The 20,919-nt window shown below is 66.9% G+C and carries 15 protein-coding genes and 1 pseudogene; 9 read left to right on the top strand and 7 right to left on the bottom strand.

Annotated elements, in window-relative coordinates; translation table 11 throughout:
• The first annotated feature begins 131 nt into the window (after positions 1-131).
• The 5 genes from AC0MAZ_RS08195 (at position 132) to AC0MAZ_RS08175 (ending at position 7,356) form a co-directional block, all read left to right on the top strand.
• Positions 132-3,224, top strand: a complete 3,093-nt coding sequence (locus tag AC0MAZ_RS08195) for a multidrug efflux RND transporter permease subunit (RefSeq protein WP_475860846.1) — start codon at positions 132-134, stop codon at positions 3,222-3,224.
• A 9-nt stretch (positions 3,225-3,233) separates the two neighbouring features.
• Entirely contained in the window at positions 3,234-3,905 is a 672-nt protein-coding gene (locus AC0MAZ_RS08190; protein WP_110736828.1) for a heavy metal response regulator transcription factor, read from the top strand.
• A 159-nt stretch (positions 3,906-4,064) separates the two neighbouring features.
• Entirely contained in the window at positions 4,065-5,486 is a 1,422-nt protein-coding gene (locus tag AC0MAZ_RS08185) for a heavy metal sensor histidine kinase (protein WP_475860845.1), read from the top strand.
• Positions 5,487-5,616: 130 nt separating this feature from the next.
• A complete protein-coding gene (locus AC0MAZ_RS08180) occupies positions 5,617-5,841 on the top strand; it encodes a hypothetical protein (RefSeq protein WP_050703787.1) in 225 nt (74 codons plus the stop codon).
• Positions 5,842-6,045: 204 nt separating this feature from the next.
• Positions 6,046-7,356, top strand: coding sequence for an OprD family porin (locus AC0MAZ_RS08175; RefSeq protein ID WP_203647953.1), 1,311 nt, complete (start codon positions 6,046-6,048; stop codon positions 7,354-7,356).
• Between the two features lie 82 nt (positions 7,357-7,438).
• On the opposite strand, the pseudogene AC0MAZ_RS08170 reads toward AC0MAZ_RS08175, so the two are convergent.
• A pseudogene (locus AC0MAZ_RS08170) lies at positions 7,439-7,537 on the bottom strand (DUF3077 domain-containing protein); the annotation flags it as partial.
• A gap of 57 nt (positions 7,538-7,594) precedes the next feature.
• Entirely contained in the window at positions 7,595-7,834 is a 240-nt protein-coding gene (locus AC0MAZ_RS08165; RefSeq protein WP_062575113.1) for a hypothetical protein, read from the bottom strand.
• 568 nt (positions 7,835-8,402) lie between these two features.
• Between AC0MAZ_RS08165 and AC0MAZ_RS08160 the strand changes: the two genes are divergently transcribed.
• On the top strand, positions 8,403-9,899 hold the full coding sequence (locus AC0MAZ_RS08160; protein WP_203652705.1) for a GGDEF domain-containing protein: 1,497 nt from the start codon (positions 8,403-8,405) through the stop codon (positions 9,897-9,899).
• 114 nt (positions 9,900-10,013) lie between these two features.
• On the opposite strand, the gene AC0MAZ_RS08155 is transcribed toward AC0MAZ_RS08160, so the two are convergent.
• Complete coding sequence (locus AC0MAZ_RS08155; protein ID WP_203647954.1) at positions 10,014-10,490, bottom strand: ferritin-like domain-containing protein; 477 nt, start codon at positions 10,488-10,490, stop codon at positions 10,014-10,016.
• Between the two features lie 204 nt (positions 10,491-10,694).
• On the opposite strand from AC0MAZ_RS08155, the gene AC0MAZ_RS08150 reads away from it, so the two are divergent.
• The gene (locus AC0MAZ_RS08150; RefSeq protein ID WP_234560464.1) at positions 10,695-10,916 is read left to right on the top strand and encodes a DUF3820 family protein; all 222 of its coding nucleotides are present in this window, start codon (positions 10,695-10,697) and stop codon (positions 10,914-10,916) included.
• A 144-nt stretch (positions 10,917-11,060) separates the two neighbouring features.
• On the opposite strand, the gene AC0MAZ_RS08145 is transcribed toward AC0MAZ_RS08150, so the two are convergent.
• Genes AC0MAZ_RS08145 through ptsP form a run of 3 tightly spaced genes read right to left on the bottom strand, consistent with a single transcriptional unit; the run spans position 11,061 to position 16,578 of the window.
• A complete protein-coding gene (locus tag AC0MAZ_RS08145; protein ID WP_475860844.1) occupies positions 11,061-12,782 on the bottom strand; it encodes a PTS fructose-like transporter subunit IIB in 1,722 nt (573 codons plus the stop codon).
• Positions 12,782-13,729, bottom strand: a complete 948-nt coding sequence (pfkB, locus tag AC0MAZ_RS08140; protein WP_475860843.1) for a 1-phosphofructokinase — start codon at positions 13,727-13,729, stop codon at positions 12,782-12,784. Before pfkB ends, AC0MAZ_RS08145 begins: the two co-directional genes overlap by 1 nt.
• Positions 13,729-16,578 carry a phosphoenolpyruvate--protein phosphotransferase gene (ptsP, locus tag AC0MAZ_RS08135; RefSeq protein ID WP_475860842.1) on the bottom strand — a complete coding sequence of 950 codons (2,850 nt, stop codon included), beginning with the start codon at positions 16,576-16,578 and terminating at the stop codon, positions 13,729-13,731. The genes pfkB and ptsP overlap by 1 nt, the downstream gene beginning before the upstream one ends.
• 296 nt (positions 16,579-16,874) lie before the next feature.
• Here ptsP and cra point away from each other — a divergent pair, with 296 nt between their 5' ends.
• A complete protein-coding gene (gene cra / locus AC0MAZ_RS08130; protein ID WP_186713203.1) occupies positions 16,875-17,870 on the top strand; it encodes a catabolite repressor/activator in 996 nt (331 codons plus the stop codon).
• 2 nt (positions 17,871-17,872) lie between these two features.
• Entirely contained in the window at positions 17,873-18,649 is a 777-nt protein-coding gene (locus AC0MAZ_RS08125; RefSeq protein ID WP_203647959.1) for a TatD family hydrolase, read from the top strand.
• Between the two features lie 166 nt (positions 18,650-18,815).
• On the opposite strand, the gene AC0MAZ_RS08120 is transcribed toward AC0MAZ_RS08125, so the two are convergent.
• On the bottom strand, positions 18,816-19,520 hold the full coding sequence (locus tag AC0MAZ_RS08120; protein ID WP_371263120.1) for a methyl-accepting chemotaxis protein: 705 nt from the start codon (positions 19,518-19,520) through the stop codon (positions 18,816-18,818).
• Between the last annotated feature and the right edge of the window lie 1,399 nt (positions 19,521-20,919).

The following is a 20,919-nucleotide window of genomic DNA, read 5'->3' as shown; positions in this document are numbered from 1 at the left end:
CAGTCGCAGCGCCTGGCGGATGGCAATCGCGGGACAAGCCCGCTCCCACCCAGGCAGCACCAGGACGTGGGAGCGGGCTTGCCCCGCGATGAGGCCCTTACCGACAACGCCAAAGCGGAGGCGAGCCAGCCATGAACACCCGCAACGGCGTCTCGGCCTGGTGCATCGACCACCCCATCGCCACCCTGCTGCTGACCTTCGCCCTGGTGCTGCTGGGCGCCATCGCCTTCCCGCGCCTGCCGGTGGCGCCCCTGCCCGAGGCCGACTTCCCGACCATCCAGGTCACCGCCCAATTGCCCGGCGCCAGCCCGGAAACCATGGCCTCGTCGGTGGCGACGCCCCTGGAGGTGCAGTTCAGCGCCATCCCCGGCATGACCCAGATGACCAGCAGCAGCGCCCTGGGCTCGACCAACCTGATCCTGCAGTTCACCCTCGACAAGAACATCGACACCGCCGCCCAGGAAGTCCAGGCGGCGATCAACACCGCCACCGCGCGCCTGCCCCAGGACATGCCCAGCCCGCCCACCTGGCGCAAGGTCAACCCGGCCGACAGCCCGGTGCTGATCCTCACCGTCAGCTCGACGCAGATGCCCGGCAATGAGCTCAGCGATTACGCCGAGACCCTGCTGGCCCGCCAGCTCAGCCAGATCGACGGGGTCGGCCTGATCAACATCACCGGCCAGCTGCGCCCAGCCATCCGCGTGCAGGCCCAGCCCGAGAAGCTCGCCGCCATCGGCCTGACCCTGGCCGATATCCGCCTGGCCATCCAGCAGACCAGCCTCAACCTGGCCAAGGGCGCGCTGTACGGCGAACACAGCGTGTCGACCATTGCCGCCAACGACCAGCTGTTCCATCCCGAGGACTACGCCAGGCTGATCGTCAGCTACCGCAACGGCGCGCCGGTGCACCTGGCCGACGTGGCCAAGGTGATCGATGGCGCCGAGAACGCCTATGTGAAGGCCTGGTCCGGCGACCGGCCGGGGCTGAACCTGGTGATCTTCCGCCAGCCCGGGGCCAACATCGTCGACACCGTGGACCGGGTGCTCGAAGCCCTGCCGCGCCTGCAGGAGATGCTGCCGGCGGCGGTCGATGTCTCGGTGCTGCAGGACCGCACCCAGACCATCCGTGCCTCGCTGCACGAAGTGGAGCTGACCCTGATGATCGCCGTGGCCCTGGTGATCGGGGTGATGGCGCTGTTCCTGCGCCAGTGGTCGGCCACCTTCATCGTCTCCAGCGTGCTCGGCGTGTCGCTGATCGCCAGTTGCGCGCTGATGTACGTGTTCGGTTTCAGCCTCAACAACCTGACCCTGGTGGCCATCGTCATCGCCGTGGGCTTCGTGGTGGATGACGCCATCGTCGTGGTGGAGAACATCCACCGCCACCTGGAGGCCGGCGACGACAGCCGCACCGCCGCGCTCAAGGGCGCCGGCGAGATCGGCTTCACCGTGGTGTCGATCAGCTTCTCGCTGATCGCCGCGTTCATTCCGCTGCTGTTCATGGGCGGCGTGGTCGGCCGGCTGTTCAAGGAGTTCGCCCTGACCGCCACCGCGACCATCCTGATTTCGGTGGTGGTCTCGCTGACCCTGGCGCCGACCCTGGCCGCGCTGTGCATGCGCCGCCCGCCCGAAGAGCAGCATGGCGGCCTCGGCCAGCGCCTGGTGCGCTGGTACGAAAAGGGCCTGGACCGGGCCCTGGTGCATCGGCGCATCACCCTCGGCGTGTTCGGCCTGACCCTGGCGCTGGCGGTGGCCGGTTACGTGGCCATCCCCAAGGGCTTCTTCCCGTTGCAGGACACCGGTTTCATCCTCGGCACCACCGAGGCGGCGGCGGATGTCTCCTACCCGGCGATGATCGAGAAACACCAGGCCCTGGCGAAGATCATCGAGGCCGACCCTGCGGTACGCGCCTTCTCCCACTCGGTCGGCGTCACCGGCAGCAACCAGACCATCGCCAACGGCCGCTTCTGGATTTCCCTCAAGCCCCGTGGCGAACGCGATGTGTCGGCCAGTGAATGGATCGACCGCATGCGCCCGAAACTGATGCAAATCCCCGGCATCGTCCTCTACCTGCGCGCCGGGCAGGACATCAACCTCAGCTCCGGCCCCTCGCGCACCCAGTACCAGTACGTGCTCAAGAGCAATGACGGCGTGGCGCTGAACCTGTGGACCCAGCGCCTGACCGAGCGCTTGCGTGAAAATCCGGCGTTTCGCGACCTGTCCAACGACCTGCAGCTGGGCGCCAGCGTCACCCGCATCGACATCGACCGCCAGGCCGCGGCGCGCTTCGGCCTGACCACCACCGACGTCGACCAGGCACTGTATGACGCCTTCGGCCAGAGACAGATCAGCGAGTTCCAGACCGAGACCAACCAGTACAAGGTGATCCTCGAGCTGGACGCCCGCCAGCGCGGCAAGGCCGAGAGCCTCAACTACTTCTACCTGCGCTCGCCGCTGTCCGGCGAGATGGTGCCGCTGTCGGCCCTGGCCCATGTCGCGCCGCCCAGCACCGGGCCGCTGTCGATCAGCCACGACGGCCTGTTCCCGGCGGCCAACCTGTCGTTCAACCTGGCCCCCGGCGTGGCCTTGGGCGATGCGGTGCAGATCCTCGAACGCACCCAGCGCGAGCTGGGCATGCCCGACTCCATCGCCGGCAACTTCCAGGGCGCGGCCCAGGCGTTCCAGAGCTCGCTGTCGAGCCAGCCGTACCTGATCCTCGCCGCGCTGGTGGCGGTGTACATCATCCTCGGCGTGCTCTACGAGAGCTTCGTGCACCCGCTGACCATCATCTCCACCCTGCCCTCGGCGGGCCTGGGCGCGCTGATCCTGCTGTGGCTGATGGGCCAGGACTTCACCATCATGGGCCTGATCGGCGTGGTGCTGCTGATCGGCATCGTCAAGAAGAACGGCATCCTGCTCATCGACTTCGCCCTCGACGCCCAGCGTCACCAGGGCATGACGCCAGAGCAGGCGATCCGCCAGGCATGCCTGGTGCGCTTCCGTCCGATCATCATGACCACCCTGGCCGCGCTGCTTGGCGCGGTGCCGCTGATGTTCGGCTTCGGCACCGGCGCCGAGCTGCGCCAGCCGCTGGGCATCGCCGTGGTCGGCGGCCTGCTGGTGAGCCAGGCCCTGACGCTGTTCACCACCCCGGTCATATACTTGGCCCTGGAGCGTCTGTTCCACCGCCGCCGGGCCGCTGCCGCCCCCGCGCCGACCGCCAGTTGAGACAAGACCATGCGTGTGCTGATCATCGAAGACGAAGAGAAAACCGCCGACTACCTGCATCGCGGCCTCACCGAGCAGGGCTTCACCGTCGACCTGGCCCGCGACGGCATCGACGGTCTGCACCTGGCCCTGGAAGGCGACTACGCGGTGATCGTGCTCGACGTGATGCTGCCGGGCCTGGATGGCTATGGCGTGTTGCGCGCACTGCGGGCGCGCAAGCAGACGCCGGTGATCATGCTCACCGCCCGCGAGCGGGTCGAGGACCGTATCCACGGCCTGCGCGAAGGCGCCGACGACTACCTGGGCAAGCCGTTCTCGTTCCTCGAACTGGTCGCCCGCCTGCAGGCGCTGACCCGGCGCAGTGCCATCCACGAGCCCTTGCAGATTCAGGTCGCCGACCTGTGGATCGACCTGATGGCGCGCAAGGCCACCCGCGCGGGATCGCGCCTGGACCTGACCGCCAAGGAGTTCTCGCTGCTCAGCGTGCTGGCCCGGCGCCAGGGCGAGATCCTGTCCAAGACCGCCATCGCCGAGCTGGTCTGGGACATCAACTTTGACAGCGACGCCAATGTCGTCGAGGTGGCCATCAAGCGCCTGCGCGCCAAGCTCGACGGGCCGTTCGACAACAAGCTGCTGCATACCATTCGAGGCATGGGTTATGTCCTGGAGAACCGTGGGTAGTGACGGGGCCCCTGTGGGAGCGGGTTTACCCGCGAAGTGGCCTGCGCGGTGCTTGGCACCGGCTTCGCCGGTGTTCGCGGGTAAACCCGCTCCCACAGGGACCGCTCAACGGCCCCCATTGCCTTATCTGACAGGGCCTGCCCCAGCGAGAGGCGGTAAATGATCCAAACCATTCTGCCCAGCAAACCCGGCAACTCCATCGCCCTGCGCCTCTCGGCCCTGTTCACCCTGGTGGCCCTGGCCGTGTTCGTGCTGATCGGCAGCGCCCTGTACCGCCAGGTCGACCGCAGCCTCGACCTGCTGCCGGCCGCCGAACTGGACGCGCGCTTCAGCGTGCTCGAATCCACCCTCAACCGCTACGGCACTCCCGAGCACTGGGCCAAGATCAACAACAAGCTCAACCTGCTCAGCGAGGAAGACCGACGCATCCGCTTCTGGGTGGTGAGCAGCAACCCGGCCTTCGAATACGGCCATCCCACCGAGCAGGTGCGCGGCTTCGCCGAGGGCGCGCCGGGCATGCGCGACCTGCGCCTGAGCGACAGCCCCTACCCGTACAAGGTGTTGGTCAGCGAACTGCCGGCACTGGGTGAGCGCCCATCGCTGCGCTTTCTGATCGGCATCGACACCGAGACCTTCTGGCAGGCCCAGCACAGCCTGCTGGTGGCCATCGTCGGCCTGGCCGCCTTCGGCGTGCTGCTGGCCTCGCTGCTCGGCTACTGGGTCGCACGCATCGGCCTCAAACCCCTGCTGGCGCTATCGGACGAAGCCCAGGCCCTGGCCCCGCCACGCCTGGACGGCCGCCTGCAGACCCGCGACCTGCCGCCGGAGCTGGCGCAGTTCGCCGGCGCCTTCAACGCCGCCCTCGACCGGGTCAGCCAGGCCTATTCGCAACTCGAGGCGTTCAACGCCGATGTCGCCCACGAACTGCGCTCGCCGCTGACCAACCTGATCGGCCAGACCCAGGTCGCCCTGACCCGCGGGCGCAGCGCCGAGCACTACTTCGAGGTGCTGCAATCGAACCTCGAAGAGCTGGAGCGCCTGCGCAGCATCATCAACGACATGCTGTTCCTGGCCAGCGCCGACCAGGGCAGCAAGGCCACCTCGCTGACCAGCGCCTCACTGGCCGAGGAAGTGGCCACCACCCTCGACTACCTCGATTTCATCCTCGAGGACGCCCAGGTCAGCGTCAGCGTCAGCGGCGACGCCCAGGCCTGTTTCGAGAAGGCCCAGCTGCGCCGGGCGCTGATCAACCTGCTGAACAACGCCGTGCAGCACACCGCGCCGCACCAGGTGATCCAGGTGCGCATCGAGGCGGGCGAGGAACAGGTCAGCATCGCCGTGAGCAACCCGGGGCCGGCGATTGCCGACGAGCACCTGCCGATGCTGTTCGAGCGCTTCTACCGGGTGGATGCGGCACGCGCCAACAGCGGCGGCGGCAACCACGGACTGGGCCTGGCCATCGTCAAGGCGATCGCCCTGATGCACGGCGGCAGTGTTTTCGTGCACAGCGAAGCGGGCGCCAATACCTTCGGTATCAACTTGCCAAACGCTCAACTACGCGGGTTTGCGGTAAAAGTCTGAGTGTTTTTGCCGTGATCATTACTTTTTGCGCAACAGTGCTTATCTGAACAGCCTCTGTTTCCCCGCTGTTTACAGGACTAACTTTAGCCCTGTCTCCATTAGCACTTGCCGCGCAAGAAGGTTGCATCACATGTCCAACAGTATGGGTATTGCCAGCGTGTTCGTCCTGTCTTCCCTGTTGTTGTCGCCCCTGGCCATGGCGGAAGAATCCCCGGCCTTTGTCGCCCGTAACGCTGAGTTTGCCGCCGTTCACCAAGAGGCTCGCGAAGCCTACGCCGCGCAACAGGCCGATGCGGTAAAAGACGCACGGCAGACTGCTTCCAAAGTCTCTGTCGACACCGATGCCGACAGCTGATTGGCCTGACTCCAGTTTCCAGTTTTCCCTTGGCTACACCATGGGCAGTGCCCGTGACGATATGTTAGCCTTTCAAAGCCGCTGCCTTTCAGCGGCTTTTTTTATGCGTCGAAAATATCAGCCTGGCTGTTACGTCTCTAATAAGAACTTGCAGACACGACAATAAAAAACTGCCCCATCGCTTGACCAAAGGAGTTTGTACCGGTGTCTTTTGCGTTTCGTTTCACCCCGTTGTTCGTTGCATTGGCCGCAACGATGCCCGTGGCCGCACAGGCCGATGAAGACAAGGCTGAAGGCTTCATCGAGGGTTCCACGCTGAACCTGCATTTCAGAAATGCCTACTTCAACCGCAACGAGAAGAATGCCTCGATCAAGGACAAGCGCGAGTGGGGCCAAGGCGCCGTCGCCCGCTTCGAGTCCGGCTACACGCCGGGCGTGATCGGCTTCGGCCTCGACGCCCACGCCATGGTCGGCCTGAAGCTGGACGGCGGCGGTGGCCGCGCCGGCACCTCGATCCTGCCAAGCGCGCCGGAAGACAAGGCACGCCACGCCTTCTCCACCGCCGGCGGCGCGATCAAGCTCAAGGGCTTCGACACCGAGTTCAAGGCCGGTGACCTGTTCCTCACCAACCCGGTGATTGCCGGTGGCGAAAGCCGCATGCTGCCGCAGACCTTCCGCGGCGTCGCCGTGACCAACCGCAGCATCGACGGGCTGATGCTCGAAGGCGGCAAGGTCAGCTTCACCAAGCCGTACAACCAGAGCGGCCACCGCCGCATCAACACCTACTACAGCAACCAGACGCGCGAGCAGGACAGCCAGAACCTGAGCTGGGCCGGCGCCTCCTGGAGCGGCACCGAAGGCGTTACCGCCAACGTCTACGCCGCCGAGCTGAAGGACATCTGGAACCAGTACTACGCCGACTTCGACTACACCTACCAGGTCAACGATCTGGTCAGCCTGAACCCGGGCGTACACTTCTACCACACCCAGGACACCGGCCAGTCGAAGCTGGGCGACATCGACAACAACACCTGGAGCGTGCACTTCACCGTGGCCGCCGGGTACCACAGCGTCACCGCCGCCTACCAGCGAGTCAACGGCGACACGCCGTTCGACTACATCAACCTGGGCGACAGCATCTTCCTCGACAACTCGCGCATGTACTCGGACTTCAACGCGCCGAACGAGCGTTCCTGGAAGCTGCAGTACGACTACGACTTCGCCGGCCTCGGCATGCCGGGCCTGAGCACCTCGCTGTCGTACTCGCGCGGCAAGGCCGACCTGACCAAGGCCAGCCAGGACACCCAGTACTACGCCTTCTATAACGCCGACGGCGAGAATGCCCGGCACTGGGAGCGCGACTTCGACGTGAAGTACGTGTTCCAGCAAGGCCAGCTGAAGGACCTGTCGGTGCTGCTGCGCTATGCCACGCACCGGGCCAACGCGGCGTACTCGAACATCCAGGACAACAACGAATTCCGCGTGATCGTGGATTATCCGCTGAACGTGTTCTGATCCGGAACCGATCGCGGGGCAAGCCCGCTCCCACGCCAGGTGGCTTATCAGGCGTGGGAGCGGGCTTGCCCCGCGATGGGCTTCAACGGTTACGGTTCAAGCCGATCTCCAGGTCATTGATCAACGCCTTGGCCATGGCGCTGAGGATCCGCGCCGCACTCCCCGCTTTCAAATCCCCTTCGAAAACACTCCAGGAACGTCGAAACGTCGGCAGTGGCACAAGGCTCGGGCTGCTCGCTCATGGCTGCACCTCCAGCGACCTGGCGTGGGCCATCAGGCAGCTCAGCAGCCGGCTGAGGATGGAAATGTTATCCACCAGGATCTCGGGACGCTCATCCACGGGAAAGGCCATGTAGACGTCGCAAGTGCGGGTCATCATGGTCATCAGGACGGCGGCATGCTCCCAGACTTCGGCCAGCGGCAGGTGGTCGATGATGGAGATGTAGGGGATGGGGGGATCAGGTACCAGCTTCTTCATGTGCGTTTTCCAATGTCATTAAAGGAAACCGCCAGCTCATCCTTTCTCACCAGATAAGGGTGGCAGCCGTACATGGGGTGAGAAAACCGAGGACATCGGAACCCGGCCAGACCTAGGTCTGCCCATGCACAGCTGCCGTAACAGAATGCGGGACCAACATCGTTCGGGTTTCTCACACCCGATCACCAAATTCGGCGACCCGAAGACGTTAGCCCTGATGCATTTCCCCGCCTATCCAGACCCTTCCGGCAGACGCGTAGGATAGGTCCCAAGCTCAGCCCGACTGAAGCATTTGGTTTCAGATTCGGAAATGTCGTACATCCCATCGCGGGGCAAGCCCGCTCCCACGACCATGACCATGACCTGAACCTGAACCTGAACCTGAACCTGGCCCTGGCCCTGGCGAATGGTGGGAGCGGGCTTGCCCCGCGATGGGCCTACTGAATCATTTCCGTCGGGCAAATCAGCTTTGATCTTGTCCGACAATCCCGCCTTGCCTAAAATACCGCCGCCGCTTTCCGGCCCACTCCCCATGGATCCCGGGGCTTATGCAGTTGCGAGCATGACGTTGCCCACCCGATCACCACGATCCGCCCTGTACAAGTCACACCCCGAGCTGGTCCTCAACCTGGGCAGCTGCCTTGCCGTGCTCGCCATCGTGGCCATCGTCAGCTACCTGCTGGCCCGCGAGCGCGACAGCGTCGAGCAATCGGAAATGCGCTCCTCGAGCAACATCGTGCAGTTGATCGAAAGCGACATCCTGCGCAACGTCGAACTCTACGACCAGTCGCTCAAGGGCCTGATCTGGGCCGTGCAGCACCCCGAGCTGCTCAACGTGCCGGCCAAGCTGCGCCAGCAGATCCTCTTCAACCAGGCCTTCTCCGCGCCGGTGCGCGGTGACATCCTTTGGCTCGACGCCAAGGGCGATGTGCTCGGCGACTCCACCAGCGCGGTGCCGCGCCAGGCCAACTTCGCCGACACCGTGGCCTTCCAGGCCCACCGCGACCGCCCGGGCCTGGGCCTGCTGATCAGCCCGCCGTTCAAGGCGCGGCTGGGCGAGCTGGACTGGTGCATCAGCTTCAGCCGGCGCATCTCCGGCGCCAACGGCGAATTCCAGGGCCTGGCCGCCGGGGCCCTGCGCCTGTCCTACTTCAACGAGCTGTTCCAGCGCCTGGACATCGGCGTGGACAGCAGCATCAACCTGCTCAACACCGACGGCCAACTGCTGGCACGCCAGCCAACCCGCCCGCAGGACCCGTTGATCGGCACCAGTTTCAGCGAACGCCCCAACTTCAAGCGCATCCTCGAGGAGCGCAGCGGCAGCTTCACCGCCCGCTCGACTACCTATGAAGGCCAGCGCCTCTACACCTTCGCCCGAGTTGCCGACCTGCCACTGATCGTGCTGGTGGCGCACTCGGCCGACGAGGTGTTCCAGTCGTGGCGCCGCACCGCGATCGTGGTCAGCGTGGCCACCGGCGTGCTGTGCATCGGCATCCTCTGGCTGACCCTGCTGCTGGGCCGTGAATTGCGCCGCCGCCACGATGCCGAGCAAGGCCTGGCCACGCTTGCCGCCACCGACAGCCTCACGGGCCTTGCCAACCGTCGTCGCCTGGACCAGGTGTTGCGCCAGGAATGGGCGCGCGCCCAGCGCAACCGCAAGCCGCTGGCGGTGCTGATGGTGGATGTGGATCACTTCAAGGCGTTCAACCAGCGCCATGGCCATGCCGGCGGCGACCACGTGCTGCGCGAGGTGGCCACGACCCTTGAGCTGTGCATCCGGCGCCCGGCGGACCTGGCGGCGCGTTATGGCGGGGAGGAGTTCCAGGTGGTGCTGCCGGAAACCGAGCTGGCTGGCGCCCGGTTGCTGGCCGAACGCATTCGCGCCAGCGTCGAGGCGATGCCGCCGTTTGGCGATGACGAGCGGTCGGTGACGGTCAGCGTGGGGATCGGCCTGCATGTGCCGGGCACCGCGCAGGATTTGTCGACGCTGCTGGCCGATGCGGACGAGGCGCTTTACCGGGCTAAGGCCAATGGCCGGAATCGGGTTGAAGGGCCGATGGCCTAAGGGGCCGCTTCGCGCCCCTTTCGCGGCACAAGGCCGCTCCTACAGAGAGGAATGCGTTCCCCTTGTAGGAGCGGCCTTGTGTCGCGAAAGGGCCGCAAAGCGGCCCCAAAGATCTCAAGACCGAGCACGTGCCGCGTTACGCAGCGCCTTCACCTGGTCATGATTGCGCTGCACGCCCTGCAGCTGCTTCTCCACCAGCGTATAGCTCTGGTCATTGGCCGAGCGCCCCAGCTTGACCAGCTTCTCGCGGGCCTCTTTGTAGGCCTTGAGCGCATGGTCTTCACCACGCTCCACCTCGTTGAGCACCGCCTCTTCATCCTTGCCGGTGACCATCGACTTGAGGTTGACCCAGCCGCGGTGCAGGTCGCCGCTGATGCTGGTGCTGGTCTCCGGGTCACCACCCAGCCGGCGCACCTCGCCCTGCAGCTCGGCCGCGGCACTGGCGCACTCGCTGGCGCGCTGCACGAAGAAGGCTTTGAGTTGTGGGTTCTTCACATCCTCGGCGGAGGTCTTGAAGCCTTTCTCACCGTCCTTGCTGTACTCGATCAGGTCGTTGAGTACATCGATCGTGTCTTTGTTGGGATTGCTCATGGCAACAAACTCCTTGGCAGGTGATAGTCACCTTTACCGGAGCAGGCTTCGTGCCAGGCTAATGAATATGAAATTATTCATTAAAATCAATAGCTTGAAATGAAAAACAAAAAACCTGAAAACGGCGTTCTGCATGATCGCCGCTTGGGTCGTCGTGCAGTTTGCAGTATGGTCCGCGCTTCACCTGCCACAGGCCGATGCCCGATGAAACCCGAATCCCTGCAACTGCTGGTCACCCGCACCATGCCCTTCGGCAAGTACCAGGGGCGGATCATTGCCGACCTGCCCGGCGATTACCTGGCGTGGTTCGCCCGCAAGGGCTTCCCGCCCGGGGAGCTGGGCGCGTTGCTGGCGTTGATGCATGAGATCGACCACAACGGGCTGGGCGATCTGCTGAAGCCGTTGCGGGGCAAGACGCGGGGCTGACCGCACCCTCTGTAGGAGCGGCCTTGTGCCGCGAAAGGGCTGCAAAGCAGCCCCATTCACTGTGTATGACGCTGAAATCCTGGGGCCGCTCCGCGCCCCTTTCGCGGCACGAGGCCGCTCCTACAGGGATTGCGCCGGGCCTGGCTACCCCTTGGCCGGCGCCACCACCATCTCCACCTGTTCGCTCTTCTTGATCACGGCATACACCACCGCCGTCAGCAGGCTGCCGGCCACGATCGCCAGCAGGTACAGCAGCGCATGGTTGATCGCGTTGGGGATCAGCAGCACGAACAGGCCGCCATGGGGCGCCATCAGCTTGCAGCCGAAGTACATCGACAAGGCCCCGGTCAGCGCGCCACCGGCGATGCTCGCCGGGATCACCCGCAACGGGTCCTTGGCGGCGAACGGGATCGCCCCTTCAGAGATGAAGCACAGCCCCAGCGCCAGCGCGGCCTTGCCGGCCTCGCGCTCGCTCTGGGCGAACTTGCGTCGGGCCAGGAAGGTGGCGATGCCCAGGCCGATCGGCGGCACCATGCCGGCGGCCATGGTCGCGGCCATCGGCGCGTAGCTCGACGACGCCAGCAGCCCTACCGAGAACGCATAGGCGGCCTTGTTGATCGGGCCGCCCAGGTCCACACACATCATGCCGCCGAGCAGCAGCCCGAGCAGGATGGCGTTGGTAGTGCCCATGCTGTCGAGGAAGTGGGTCAGCCCTTCGAGCATGGCGGCCACGGGCTGGCCGACCACATAGATCATCACCAGGCCGGTGAACAGGCTGGCCAGCAGTGGGATGATAAGGATCGGCTTGAGCGCGTCGAGGCTACTGGGCAGGCGCACCCAACGGGCGATGGCCTTGGCGCTGTAGCCGGCCAGGAAGCCGGCGACGATGCCGCCAATGAACCCCGCCCCCAGCGTACTCGCCAGCAAGCCGCCGATCATCCCGGGCGCCAGCCCCGGACGGTCGGCGATGGACCAGGCGATGTAGCCGGCGAGCAGCGGCACCATCAGCTTGAACGCCGCCTCACCACCAATCTGCATCAGCGCGGCGGGCAGCGTGCCGGCCTCCTTGTAGGCCTCGATGCCGAACACGAACGACAAGGCAATCAGCAGGCCGCCGGCCACCACCATCGGCAGCATGAACGACACCCCGGTCAGCAGGTGCTTGTAGACGCCCGTCTTCTCGGCCTGCTGCACCGCGCCAGGCGCATCCCCCGCAGCCTCCACCTTGCCCTCGGCCAGTGCCTTGTCCAGCGTGGCGCGGGCCTGCTTGAGGGCGATGCCGGTACCGCAACGGTAGATGCGCTTGCCGGCGAAACGCGCAGCCGGCACTTCGATATCGGCGGCCAGCAGCACCACGTCGGCCTCGGCGATGGCTTCGGCCGGCAGCGGGTTGCGCGCGCCGACCGAGCCCTGGGTCTCCACGGTGAGCCGGTAGCCCATGGCCTGCGCCGCCTGTTGCAGCGCTTCGGCGGCCATGAAGGTGTGGGCCACGCCGGTCGGGCAGGCAGTCACCGCGACGATTTTCGGCGCGCTGCCCTGCGGGGCCGGCGCCGGCTCGTGTACCCGCGCCTCGGCGGCGGCTTGGTCAAGAAACCCCTCGCGGTCCGCCAGTGCCTGGGCCGGCGTGCTCTGGTACAGGCGCTTGCCCGCGAAGCGCGCCAGGTCCATCGGCCCGGTGCTGACCACCAGCACCCAGTCGGCATCAAGGATCTGCGCCGCAGTCAGGCGACGCTCGGGGTGCTCGGCATCCTGCACCTCGACACTGGTGCTCCAGCCCCGACGCTGGGCCACGGCGGCCAACAGGCGGGCGCTGAGCACGCTGGACACCTGCCCGTTGGGGCAGGCGGTGACAATGGCAATGTTCATCAGCAGCCCTCTTCTTGTTGTTCTGCCAGGTGCACGGCGGCCTCCAGCAGGGCCAGTTGCTCGCGATCGTGGATGCCGAAGCCGACCTGGGTGACCGCCTGGGCGGCGATGGCGGTGGCGCGGCGCAAGGTGGCGACGGGCGCTTCGGCCTGGAGCAGACCATGGACCATGCCGGCGACCAGTGAATCACCGGCGCCGACAGTGCTGGCGATGCGCACCTTCGACGGTTGCGCATGCAGCGCCAGGCCGGCGGCGAACCAGGTCACGCCCTGCTCGCCCTGAGACACCACCACATGCTCGACGCCGCTGGCCAGCAAGCGCTGCGCGGCGCCGCGCTGGCCGGCCGCGTCAAGCACAGGCTGCCCGAGCACCTCGCCGAGTTCCTCGGTATTGGGCTTGACCAGCCAGGGCGCGGCCTCGAGGCCGACGCGCAAGGCCTCGCCGCTGCTGTCCAGGGCCACCTTCAACCCCTGCGACTTGAGCATCAGCAGTAGCTCGCGCAGCCATTCGGGGCTGATCCCCCGCGGCAGGCTACCGGCCACCACCACGGCGTCATGCCCCGGGGCCACCTCGGCCAGGCGTTGCAGCAAAGCGTCGCGGGCGGCCTCGTCGACTTCAGGCCCGGGGCCGTTGATATCGGTGACCTGGCCATCGGCCTCGACCAGCTTGATGTTGCTGCGGGACTCGCCGGGCACACGGACGAAGCAGTCGGCGAACCCACGCCAGGCAATCAGCGCCTCGAACGGCGCCAGGTTGTCGAGCCCGAGAAAACCGCCGACGGTCACGCTGTGGCCCAGGTCGGCCAGCACCTGGGCGACGTTCAGCCCCTTGCCGGCGGCATGGCTGTGCTGGGCCTGGCTACGGTTGACCGCGCCGGGGCGCAGGCGATCGAGGCTGATGGTGATATCCAGCGCCGGGTTGAGGGTGAGGGTGAGAATCTTGGCCATCAGTAACGCTCCACCAGCGCCCGGACTGCCTCGGCGCTGTCTTGTTGCAGGGCCTCGCGCGCCAGGGCGCGGGCCGTCGAAAGGTCGGCCTGGCGCACCAGTGCCTTGACTTCAGGGATGCTGCGGGCGGCGACGCTCAGTTCGTCCACGTCCAGGCCCAGCAGCACGGCCACGGCCTGCGGATCGGCCGCCAGCTCGCCGCACACGCCCACCCACTTGCCCTGGGCATGGGCGGCGCGCACGGTCATGTCGATCAGATTGAGCACCGCCGGGTGCAGGCCGTCGGCCTGGGCCGAGAGGCTTGGGTGGCCACGGTCGATGGCCAGGGTGTACTGGGTCAGGTCGTTGGTGCCGATGCTGAAGAAGTCCACCTCGCGGGCCAACTGCGGCGCCAGCAAGGCGGCCGACGGTACCTCGACCATGATGCCCACTTGCAGGTCGGCCACCGGAATTTCCTGGCGCAGGCGCTCGACCATGGCCTTGGCGGCGCGCCATTCATGGAGCTGGCCGACCATGGGGAACATGATGCGCAGCGGGCGATTGTCCGCTGCGCGCAGCAGGGCCCGCAGTTGCTCTTCCATCACCTGCGGGCGTTGCAGGGTCAGACGCACGCCGCGCACGCCGAGGAACGGGTTCTCTTCCGCCGCGATCGGCCAGTACGGCAAGGGCTTGTCGCCGCCCACATCGAGGGTACGCACCACCAGCGGGCGTCCGCACAGGCCGTCGAGCACCCGGCGGTACTCGGCCTCCTGGGTGGCCACATCGGGCAGTTGCGGGTGGGCCATGAAAATCAGCTCGGTGCGCAGCAGGCCGACGCCTTCGGCACCCTGCTCCACTACCTTGTCGATGCCACTGCTTTCGCCGATGTTGGCGAACACTTCGACCGCGTGGCCGTCGCGGGTCAGGGCCGGCTCATGGCGGTTGGCCCAGGCGATCTGCAAGCGCCGCTCGCGGGCATCGCGCTCGGCCAGCGCCCGTTGCAAGCGGGCCTCGGGCGGCGCGACCTCGACCTGCCCGCGCTGGCCATCGAGCAGCAGCGGCGTGCCGCTCTCCAGCAGCAGCACTGCCGCGCCGGCACCGACCACCGCCGGGATGCCCAGGGCCCGGGCGACGATGGCGCTGTGGGCCGTGGCGCCGCCCTGGGCGGTGATGATGCCGGCGACCCGCGCCGGGTCCAGGCGCGCCACATCGGATGGGCCCACCTCGGCCATCACCAGCACGTAGGGCTGCTCGGGCTCGACCACCGCCTGCACGCCACACAACTGGGCCAGCACACGGCGACCGATATCGCGCAGGTCGGCGGCGCGCTCGGCCAGCAGCGCATCGTGCAGCGCCTCCTGCTGGCGGGCGGCGCTCTCGATCACCGTCATCCACGCGGCGGCGGCGCTCTCGCCCTGGGCCAAGCGCAGCTCGACGTCGTCGGTCAGGGCCGGGTCGGCAAGCATTTCCTGGTGGGTGATGAAAATTTCGCCGATGGCCTTGTCGCTGCGTTGCACCAGGGCCTGCAGGTCGGCGTGCACCTTGTCGATGGCCGCTCGCAACCTGGCCCGCTCCTGGCCGGGCGACTCACCGCGCAGCGGGTAGTCGATCTCGCGCTCGACGCACACATGGGCCGGGCCACTGGCGATGCCCGGCGCGGCTGCGACACCCTGCACGGTACTGCCGGGTACGGGCGCCTGGAGAATCTCGACCGGTGATTCCTCCAGCACCGGCATTTGCAGCAAGGGCTCGACCTCTTCGCCCAGGCCCTGCTCGATAGCTGCCAGCAACACAGGCAAGACGTCGGCGGCGATGCCAGGTTCGGCGATCAACTCCAGCACCTGACCGCGACGGGCACCGAGGCTCAGCAGCTTGCTCAGGCTCTTCACCGAGACGGCGGGCTGGTCGCTGCCTTGCACGCGCAAACGAATCTCACCCTCGAAACCCTTGGCCAACTGCGCCAGCACCTTGGCCGGACGCGCATGCAGGCCATGGGCGTTGGCCAGTACCACCCGGGCGCTGGGCCAGTCGGCAGGCGCCTCGCCGCCGAGCACTTCGAGCACGGCGCGGCTGCTGGTAGCCTGGTAAAGCATCTGCCCGCGCCCCTCGATCAGCACCTCGCACAGGCGCTCGAGCAAGGCCTGGTGGGCAGCGCCGAGGCTGGCCAGGCAGAACAGGCCATTGAGCGGCTGGTCGCGGTAGCGCAGTGGCTGTTGTGGAGTGACGAAGGCCAGGCCCGGTTGACGCACCTCGCGTTCACTGTGCAGCCACCACAGGCCTTCGCCCAGCGGCAGCGGCTCGGTCTGCTGCAGCACGGCGGCAAAGCCGCTGTCGGCACAGCCGGCGCGGTGCAGCAGGCGGGCGCCGCGCCAGGCCAGTTCGTCGAAGTCGTCCGCCGCCAGGTTAAGGCCGACCAGCTGGGCATCCAGCGCCAGCTCACGTGGCGCGCCCTGCAGCAGCTTGAGCAGCGCCTCGGCGCTGCCGGCCCGGCGCAGAGCCTCGGCCAGGTCGGTTTCGCCCAGGGCGCGGGTCAGCAGTTGTAGAAGACGCAGGTGTTCATCGGAGCGGGCGGCGATGCCAATGGCCAGGTAGACGATCTGGCCGTCGCCCCAGTCCACGCCATCGGGGAACTGCAGCAGGCGCACACCGGTGGCGAACACCAGCTCGCGGGTCTGCGGCGTGCCGTGGGGAATGGCGATACCCTGGCCGAGGAAGGTCGAGCCCTGCGCCTCCCGGGCCTGCAGCCCCGCCAGGTAGCCCTCGGCGACCAGGCCATCGGCAACCAGTCGATCAGCCAGCAACGCCAGTGCCTCGCCCTTGTCGGCGGCACGCTGGCCCATGGCAATCTGCTCCACGGCAAGCTCGAGCATGACCCTCTCCTTTTGCGGCAGCCCCGTCGGCTACCGAGGTATTGTTGTGGAATTCGACGGCAAAAGCCGCCAAAACGATCAGCGCAACGGGCGAATACTCATTTCCAGGCAGGAAATTTCGTTTTGCTGAAACGTTTAATCTGACCAAGTGGCCACGTTACTCGATAATCTGCCAACGAAAAAGCCCCATCCTGTCGGACAATTGCGACAATGGTCGTCTGCGCGCGGGACCGTAGATGGGTGAAACTAGCCGGTCCAGCCCCGTGGCCAGTCCCGGAAACAACAAGGAAAATTCGGTGAAACTCAGCGATATCGCCCGTCTGGCCGGTGTGTCCGTGACCACCGCCAGCTACGTCATCAATGGCAAGGCCGAACAACAGCGCATCAGCAACAGCACCGTCGAGCGCGTGCGTGCGGTGGTCGAGGCCCATGGCTTCACGCCCAACCCCCAGGCCGCCGGCCTGCGCAGCCGCCACACGCGCACCCTGGGCTTCATTCTCCCGGATCTGGAGAACCCCAGCTACGCCCGCATCGCCAAGCAACTGGAACAAGGCGCCCGTGCCCGTGGCTACCAACTGCTGATCGCCAGCAGCGACGACCAGCCCGACAGCGAACGCCAGTTGCAGCAGCTGTTCCGCGCCCGCCGCTGCGACGCACTGTTCGTCGCCAGCTGCCTGCCGCCGGAAGACGACAGCTACCGTGAGCTGCAAGCCAAGGGCCTGCCGGTGATCGCCATCGACCGACGCCTGGACCCGGCGCATTTCTGCTCGGTGATCAGCGACGACCGCGACGCCAGCCGCCAGCTGGCCCAGAGCCTTTTGAAAACCCGCCCGCGCAGCATCGCCCTGATTGGCGCGCGCCCCGAGCTGTCGGTGAGCCAGGCCCGCGCCGGTGGCTTCGACGAGGCCCTGCAAGGCTTCGACGGCGACGTGCGCCGCTACCAGGGCGAGGCCTTCAGCCGCGAATGCGGCCAGCGCCTGATGCAGCAACTGATCGACGAGCTGGGCGGCCTGCCGGATGCCCTGGTGACCACCTCCTACGTGCTGCTGCAAGGCGTGTTCGACACGCTCCAGGCGCGCCCTGAGGGATCCCGCGAGCTGCAACTGGGCACCTTCGGCGACAACCAGTTGCTCGATTTCCTGCCGCTGCCGGTCAACGCCATGGCCCAGCAGCACGGCCTGATCGCCGCCACCGCGCTGGAACTGGCCCTGGCCGCCATCGAGGACAAGCGCTACGAGCCCGGCGTGCACGCTATCGGCCGCACCTTCAAGCAACGGATCGCCAAGGCCTGAACATGCGCCTGATCGACACCCACACCCACCTCGACTTCCCCGATTTCGACGCCGACCGCCCGCGCCTGCTGGCCAACGCGGCGGCGCGCGGGGTGGAGCGCGTGGTGGTGCTGGGGGTGTACCAGGACAATTTCCAGCGGGTCTGGGACCTGGCCTGCGCCAACCAAGGCGTGTACGCGGCGCTGGGGCTGCACCCGATCTACCTTGAGCAGCACCGCCCCGAACACCTGGCGCAGCTACGCGACTGGCTGGAACGCCTGCGCGGCGATCCGCGGCTGTGCGCGGTGGGTGAGTTCGGCCTGGACTTCTACCTGCCCGAACTGGACCCGACGCGCCAGCAGGCATTGTTCGAAGCCCAGCTGCAACTGGCCTGCGACTTCGAACTGCCGTCACTGCTGCACGTGCGCCGCAGCCACGCCCAGGTAATCGCCACGCTCAAGCGCTACAAGCCGGCGCGGGCGGGGATCATCCATGCCTTTGCCGGCAGCTACGAAGAGGCGCGGGAATACATCAAGCTCGGCTTCAAGCTGGGACTCGGCGGTGCCGGCACCTGGCCCCAGGCGTTGCGCCTGCGCAAGACCCTGCCAAGGCTACCGCTGGACAGCGTGGTGCTGGAGACCGACGCGCCGGACATGGCGCCGGCGATGTTCCCGGGGCAGCGCAACAGCCCGGAGCATCTACCCGAGATTGCCGGGGCGCTGGCCGAAGTCATGGGGATCGAGCCGGGGCTGCTGGCCGAGGCCAGCAGTCGCAATGCCTGCGAGGTGTTTGGCTGGTAGACCGACGCGGTCCCTGTAGGAGCGGCCTTGCCGAGGCGTCGGACCGGCCGGAAAGGGCTGCGTAGCAGCCCCAGGATTTCGGTGTTGACACAAAGATCGCTGGGGCCGCGTTGCGGCCCTTTCGCGGCGCAAGGCCGCTCCTACACGGGATTCACGCTGCCCTCGATCAGACCCTGAACGCCCCGATCAACCGCTTGAGCTCCACCACCTGCGCCGACAACGCCCGGCTGGCGTCCTCGGTCTGGCAGGCGCCCTCGGTGGTGTCCTGCGCCGCGCGGTTGATCGCCACGATGTTCTGGTCGATGTCGTGGGCCACGGCGGTCTGCTGCTCGACGGCGGCGGCGATCTGCTGGTTCTGCTCGACGATCCCGCCCACCGCGCCAAGGATATTGCCCAGCGCCTGTTGCACCTGGCGCGCCTCGTCCACGGTACCGGCGGCCATCTGGTGGCTGCTGCCCATCACCCGCACCGCCGCGCCCACGCCATCCTGCAGGCGCTGGATCATCTGCGCGATCTCTTCGGTGGAGTCCTGGGTGCGCCGGGCCAGGGTCCGCACTTCGTCGGCGACCACGGCGAAGCCCCTGCCCTGCTCGCCGGCCCGGGCCGCCTCGATGGCGGCGTTGAGGGCCAGCAGGTTGGTCTGCTCGGCGATGCTGCGGATCACTTCCAGCACCCGGCCGATGGCCTGGCTGTCGCCCGCCAGCTGGTTCACCGCCGCCACGCTCTGGTCGATCTCGCCGGCCAGGCGGGCGATGCTGCCCTGCTGGCTTTCCACCAGGTCGCGGCCCGAGGCGCTCTCGTGGTTGACCCGCTGCGCGCCTTCGGCGGCCAGGGCGGCGCTGCGGGCAACCTCCTGCGCGGTGGCGCTCATCTGGTTCATCGCCGTGGCCACCTGCTCGATCTGCTCGCGCTGGCCGCTGACCGCCTGGTTGCTGCGGCTCGACACCGACAGCACCTGCCCGGCCTGCTCCTCCACCGTGGTCACGGTCTTGCCGACCTGCTCGATCAGCCCGCGAATGCGCCGTACCGTCTCGTTGAAGCCACGCCCCAACTCGCCCAGTTCGTCCTGGCTGTTGGCCTTGAAGCTGATGGTCATGTCGCCGGCGGCCACCTTGTCCATGGCGTTGCCCAGGTTGCCGAGGGTTTCCCGGGTGGAGACGTAGAAGCCGCCGTACAGGTAGATGATCAGCGCGAACACCGTGGCCAGGGCCGCGACCAGCGCGACCGTGCGCAGGCGATGCTCGCCCAGGCGCTCCTCCAGCTGGCCGTGCAGGTGGGCAAGGACGGCGTCGTTGAAGCGGTAGGTCTGCGCCATCAGGTCGCTGGTCTGCTGGTAGAAGCCGGCCCAGGGCGCATCCAGGGTCTCGGCCACCACCACCTGGTCCTCGAACAGGGTCGCGGCCTGCTTGACCGTGGCCTGGCTGGCCTGGGCATCGCTGGCCAGCGCGGCCCTGAGCCCGGCATCGCTGGCCAGGACATCGTCGAGACGGATGGCATAGTCGGCGGACAGCCGCTCCAGGCGCTGCAGCAGGTCTTCGAAGCGCGCGCTGCCCGAGGAATCCATGAAACCGCGGCCGAGGGCCACCGCGCCCATCGCCCGGCCTTCGCCCAGGGCCTGGGTGACCTGCGCCGTGGCGTTGCCGACCAGTTCGCTCAGCTGGCGCACCGAAGCCTGGCTGTCCTGGTTCAAGCCCGACTGGCTGGCGACCAGCTTGCCCAGCACCTGGGCCTGGGCCAGCAACTTGTCGAACAGCGCCGCCTTGTTCTGCAGCGAGCTTTCCTCACGGGCGCGGGCAAAGGCCTCGGCCAGCTCGGCACGCTTGGCCTCGAGCGCCGGGTCGCTGCCCTTGAGGCCATCGAGCCGGGCCTGGACCTTGTCCTGCAGGGCACCGATGCGGCTTTCCACATCGCCGGCCTGGCCCGACTGGCCCAGCACAGCGTTGATCTGCAGCAGGTTGCCCAGGGTCTCCAGGTCGCCGCGCAAGGCCAGGCTTTCGGACAGCGGCGCCAGCCCCTGCAGTTCGCCGCGGGTGGCCTGCAGCTGGTTATAGGCGTCGCGGACCAGGTAAAAACTGGTGACCAGCATGGGCAGGAAGAACAGGACGCTGATCAGGCTGAACTTCATGCCGAAGCTCAGCCGGTTCATCAGTGCGATGGCCGGATAGAGCAGACGCTTCACAGGTCACCTCCTTGAATTCTTGTTGTTCTGCGGGGTAGCACAAGGCCATCTAGGGCCAGTGGCTTTGTATAGCGCAGATTGGAATCAAGGT

Source organism: Pseudomonas sp. A, assembly GCF_056270345.1.
This window is presented reverse-complemented; position numbering and strand designations above follow the sequence as displayed.

Excerpts from the sequence above, each read along its gene's own strand:
- AC0MAZ_RS08180 (WP_050703787.1), top strand. The coding sequence starts at position 5,617 with ATGTCCAACAGTATGGGTATTGCCAGCGTGTTCGTCCTGTCTTCCCTG.
- AC0MAZ_RS08120 (WP_371263120.1), bottom strand. The coding sequence starts at position 19,520 with ATGAGCGCCACCGCGCAGGAGGTTGCCCGCAGCGCCGCCCTGGCCGCC.
- AC0MAZ_RS08125 (WP_203647959.1), top strand. The coding sequence starts at position 17,873 with ATGCGCCTGATCGACACCCACACCCACCTCGACTTCCCCGATTTCGAC.
- ptsP (WP_475860842.1), bottom strand. The coding sequence starts at position 16,578 with ATGCTCGAGCTTGCCGTGGAGCAGATTGCCATGGGCCAGCGTGCCGCC.
- AC0MAZ_RS08195 (WP_475860846.1), top strand. The coding sequence starts at position 132 with ATGAACACCCGCAACGGCGTCTCGGCCTGGTGCATCGACCACCCCATC.
- AC0MAZ_RS08190 (WP_110736828.1), top strand. The coding sequence starts at position 3,234 with ATGCGTGTGCTGATCATCGAAGACGAAGAGAAAACCGCCGACTACCTG.
- AC0MAZ_RS08165 (WP_062575113.1), bottom strand. The coding sequence starts at position 7,834 with ATGAAGAAGCTGGTACCTGATCCCCCCATCCCCTACATCTCCATCATC.
- AC0MAZ_RS08150 (WP_234560464.1), top strand. The coding sequence starts at position 10,695 with ATGAAACCCGAATCCCTGCAACTGCTGGTCACCCGCACCATGCCCTTC.
- AC0MAZ_RS08145 (WP_475860844.1), bottom strand. The coding sequence starts at position 12,782 with ATGAACATTGCCATTGTCACCGCCTGCCCCAACGGGCAGGTGTCCAGC.
- AC0MAZ_RS08155 (WP_203647954.1), bottom strand. The coding sequence starts at position 10,490 with ATGAGCAATCCCAACAAAGACACGATCGATGTACTCAACGACCTGATC.
- AC0MAZ_RS08185 (WP_475860845.1), top strand. The coding sequence starts at position 4,065 with ATGATCCAAACCATTCTGCCCAGCAAACCCGGCAACTCCATCGCCCTG.
- pfkB (WP_475860843.1), bottom strand. The coding sequence starts at position 13,729 with ATGGCCAAGATTCTCACCCTCACCCTCAACCCGGCGCTGGATATCACC.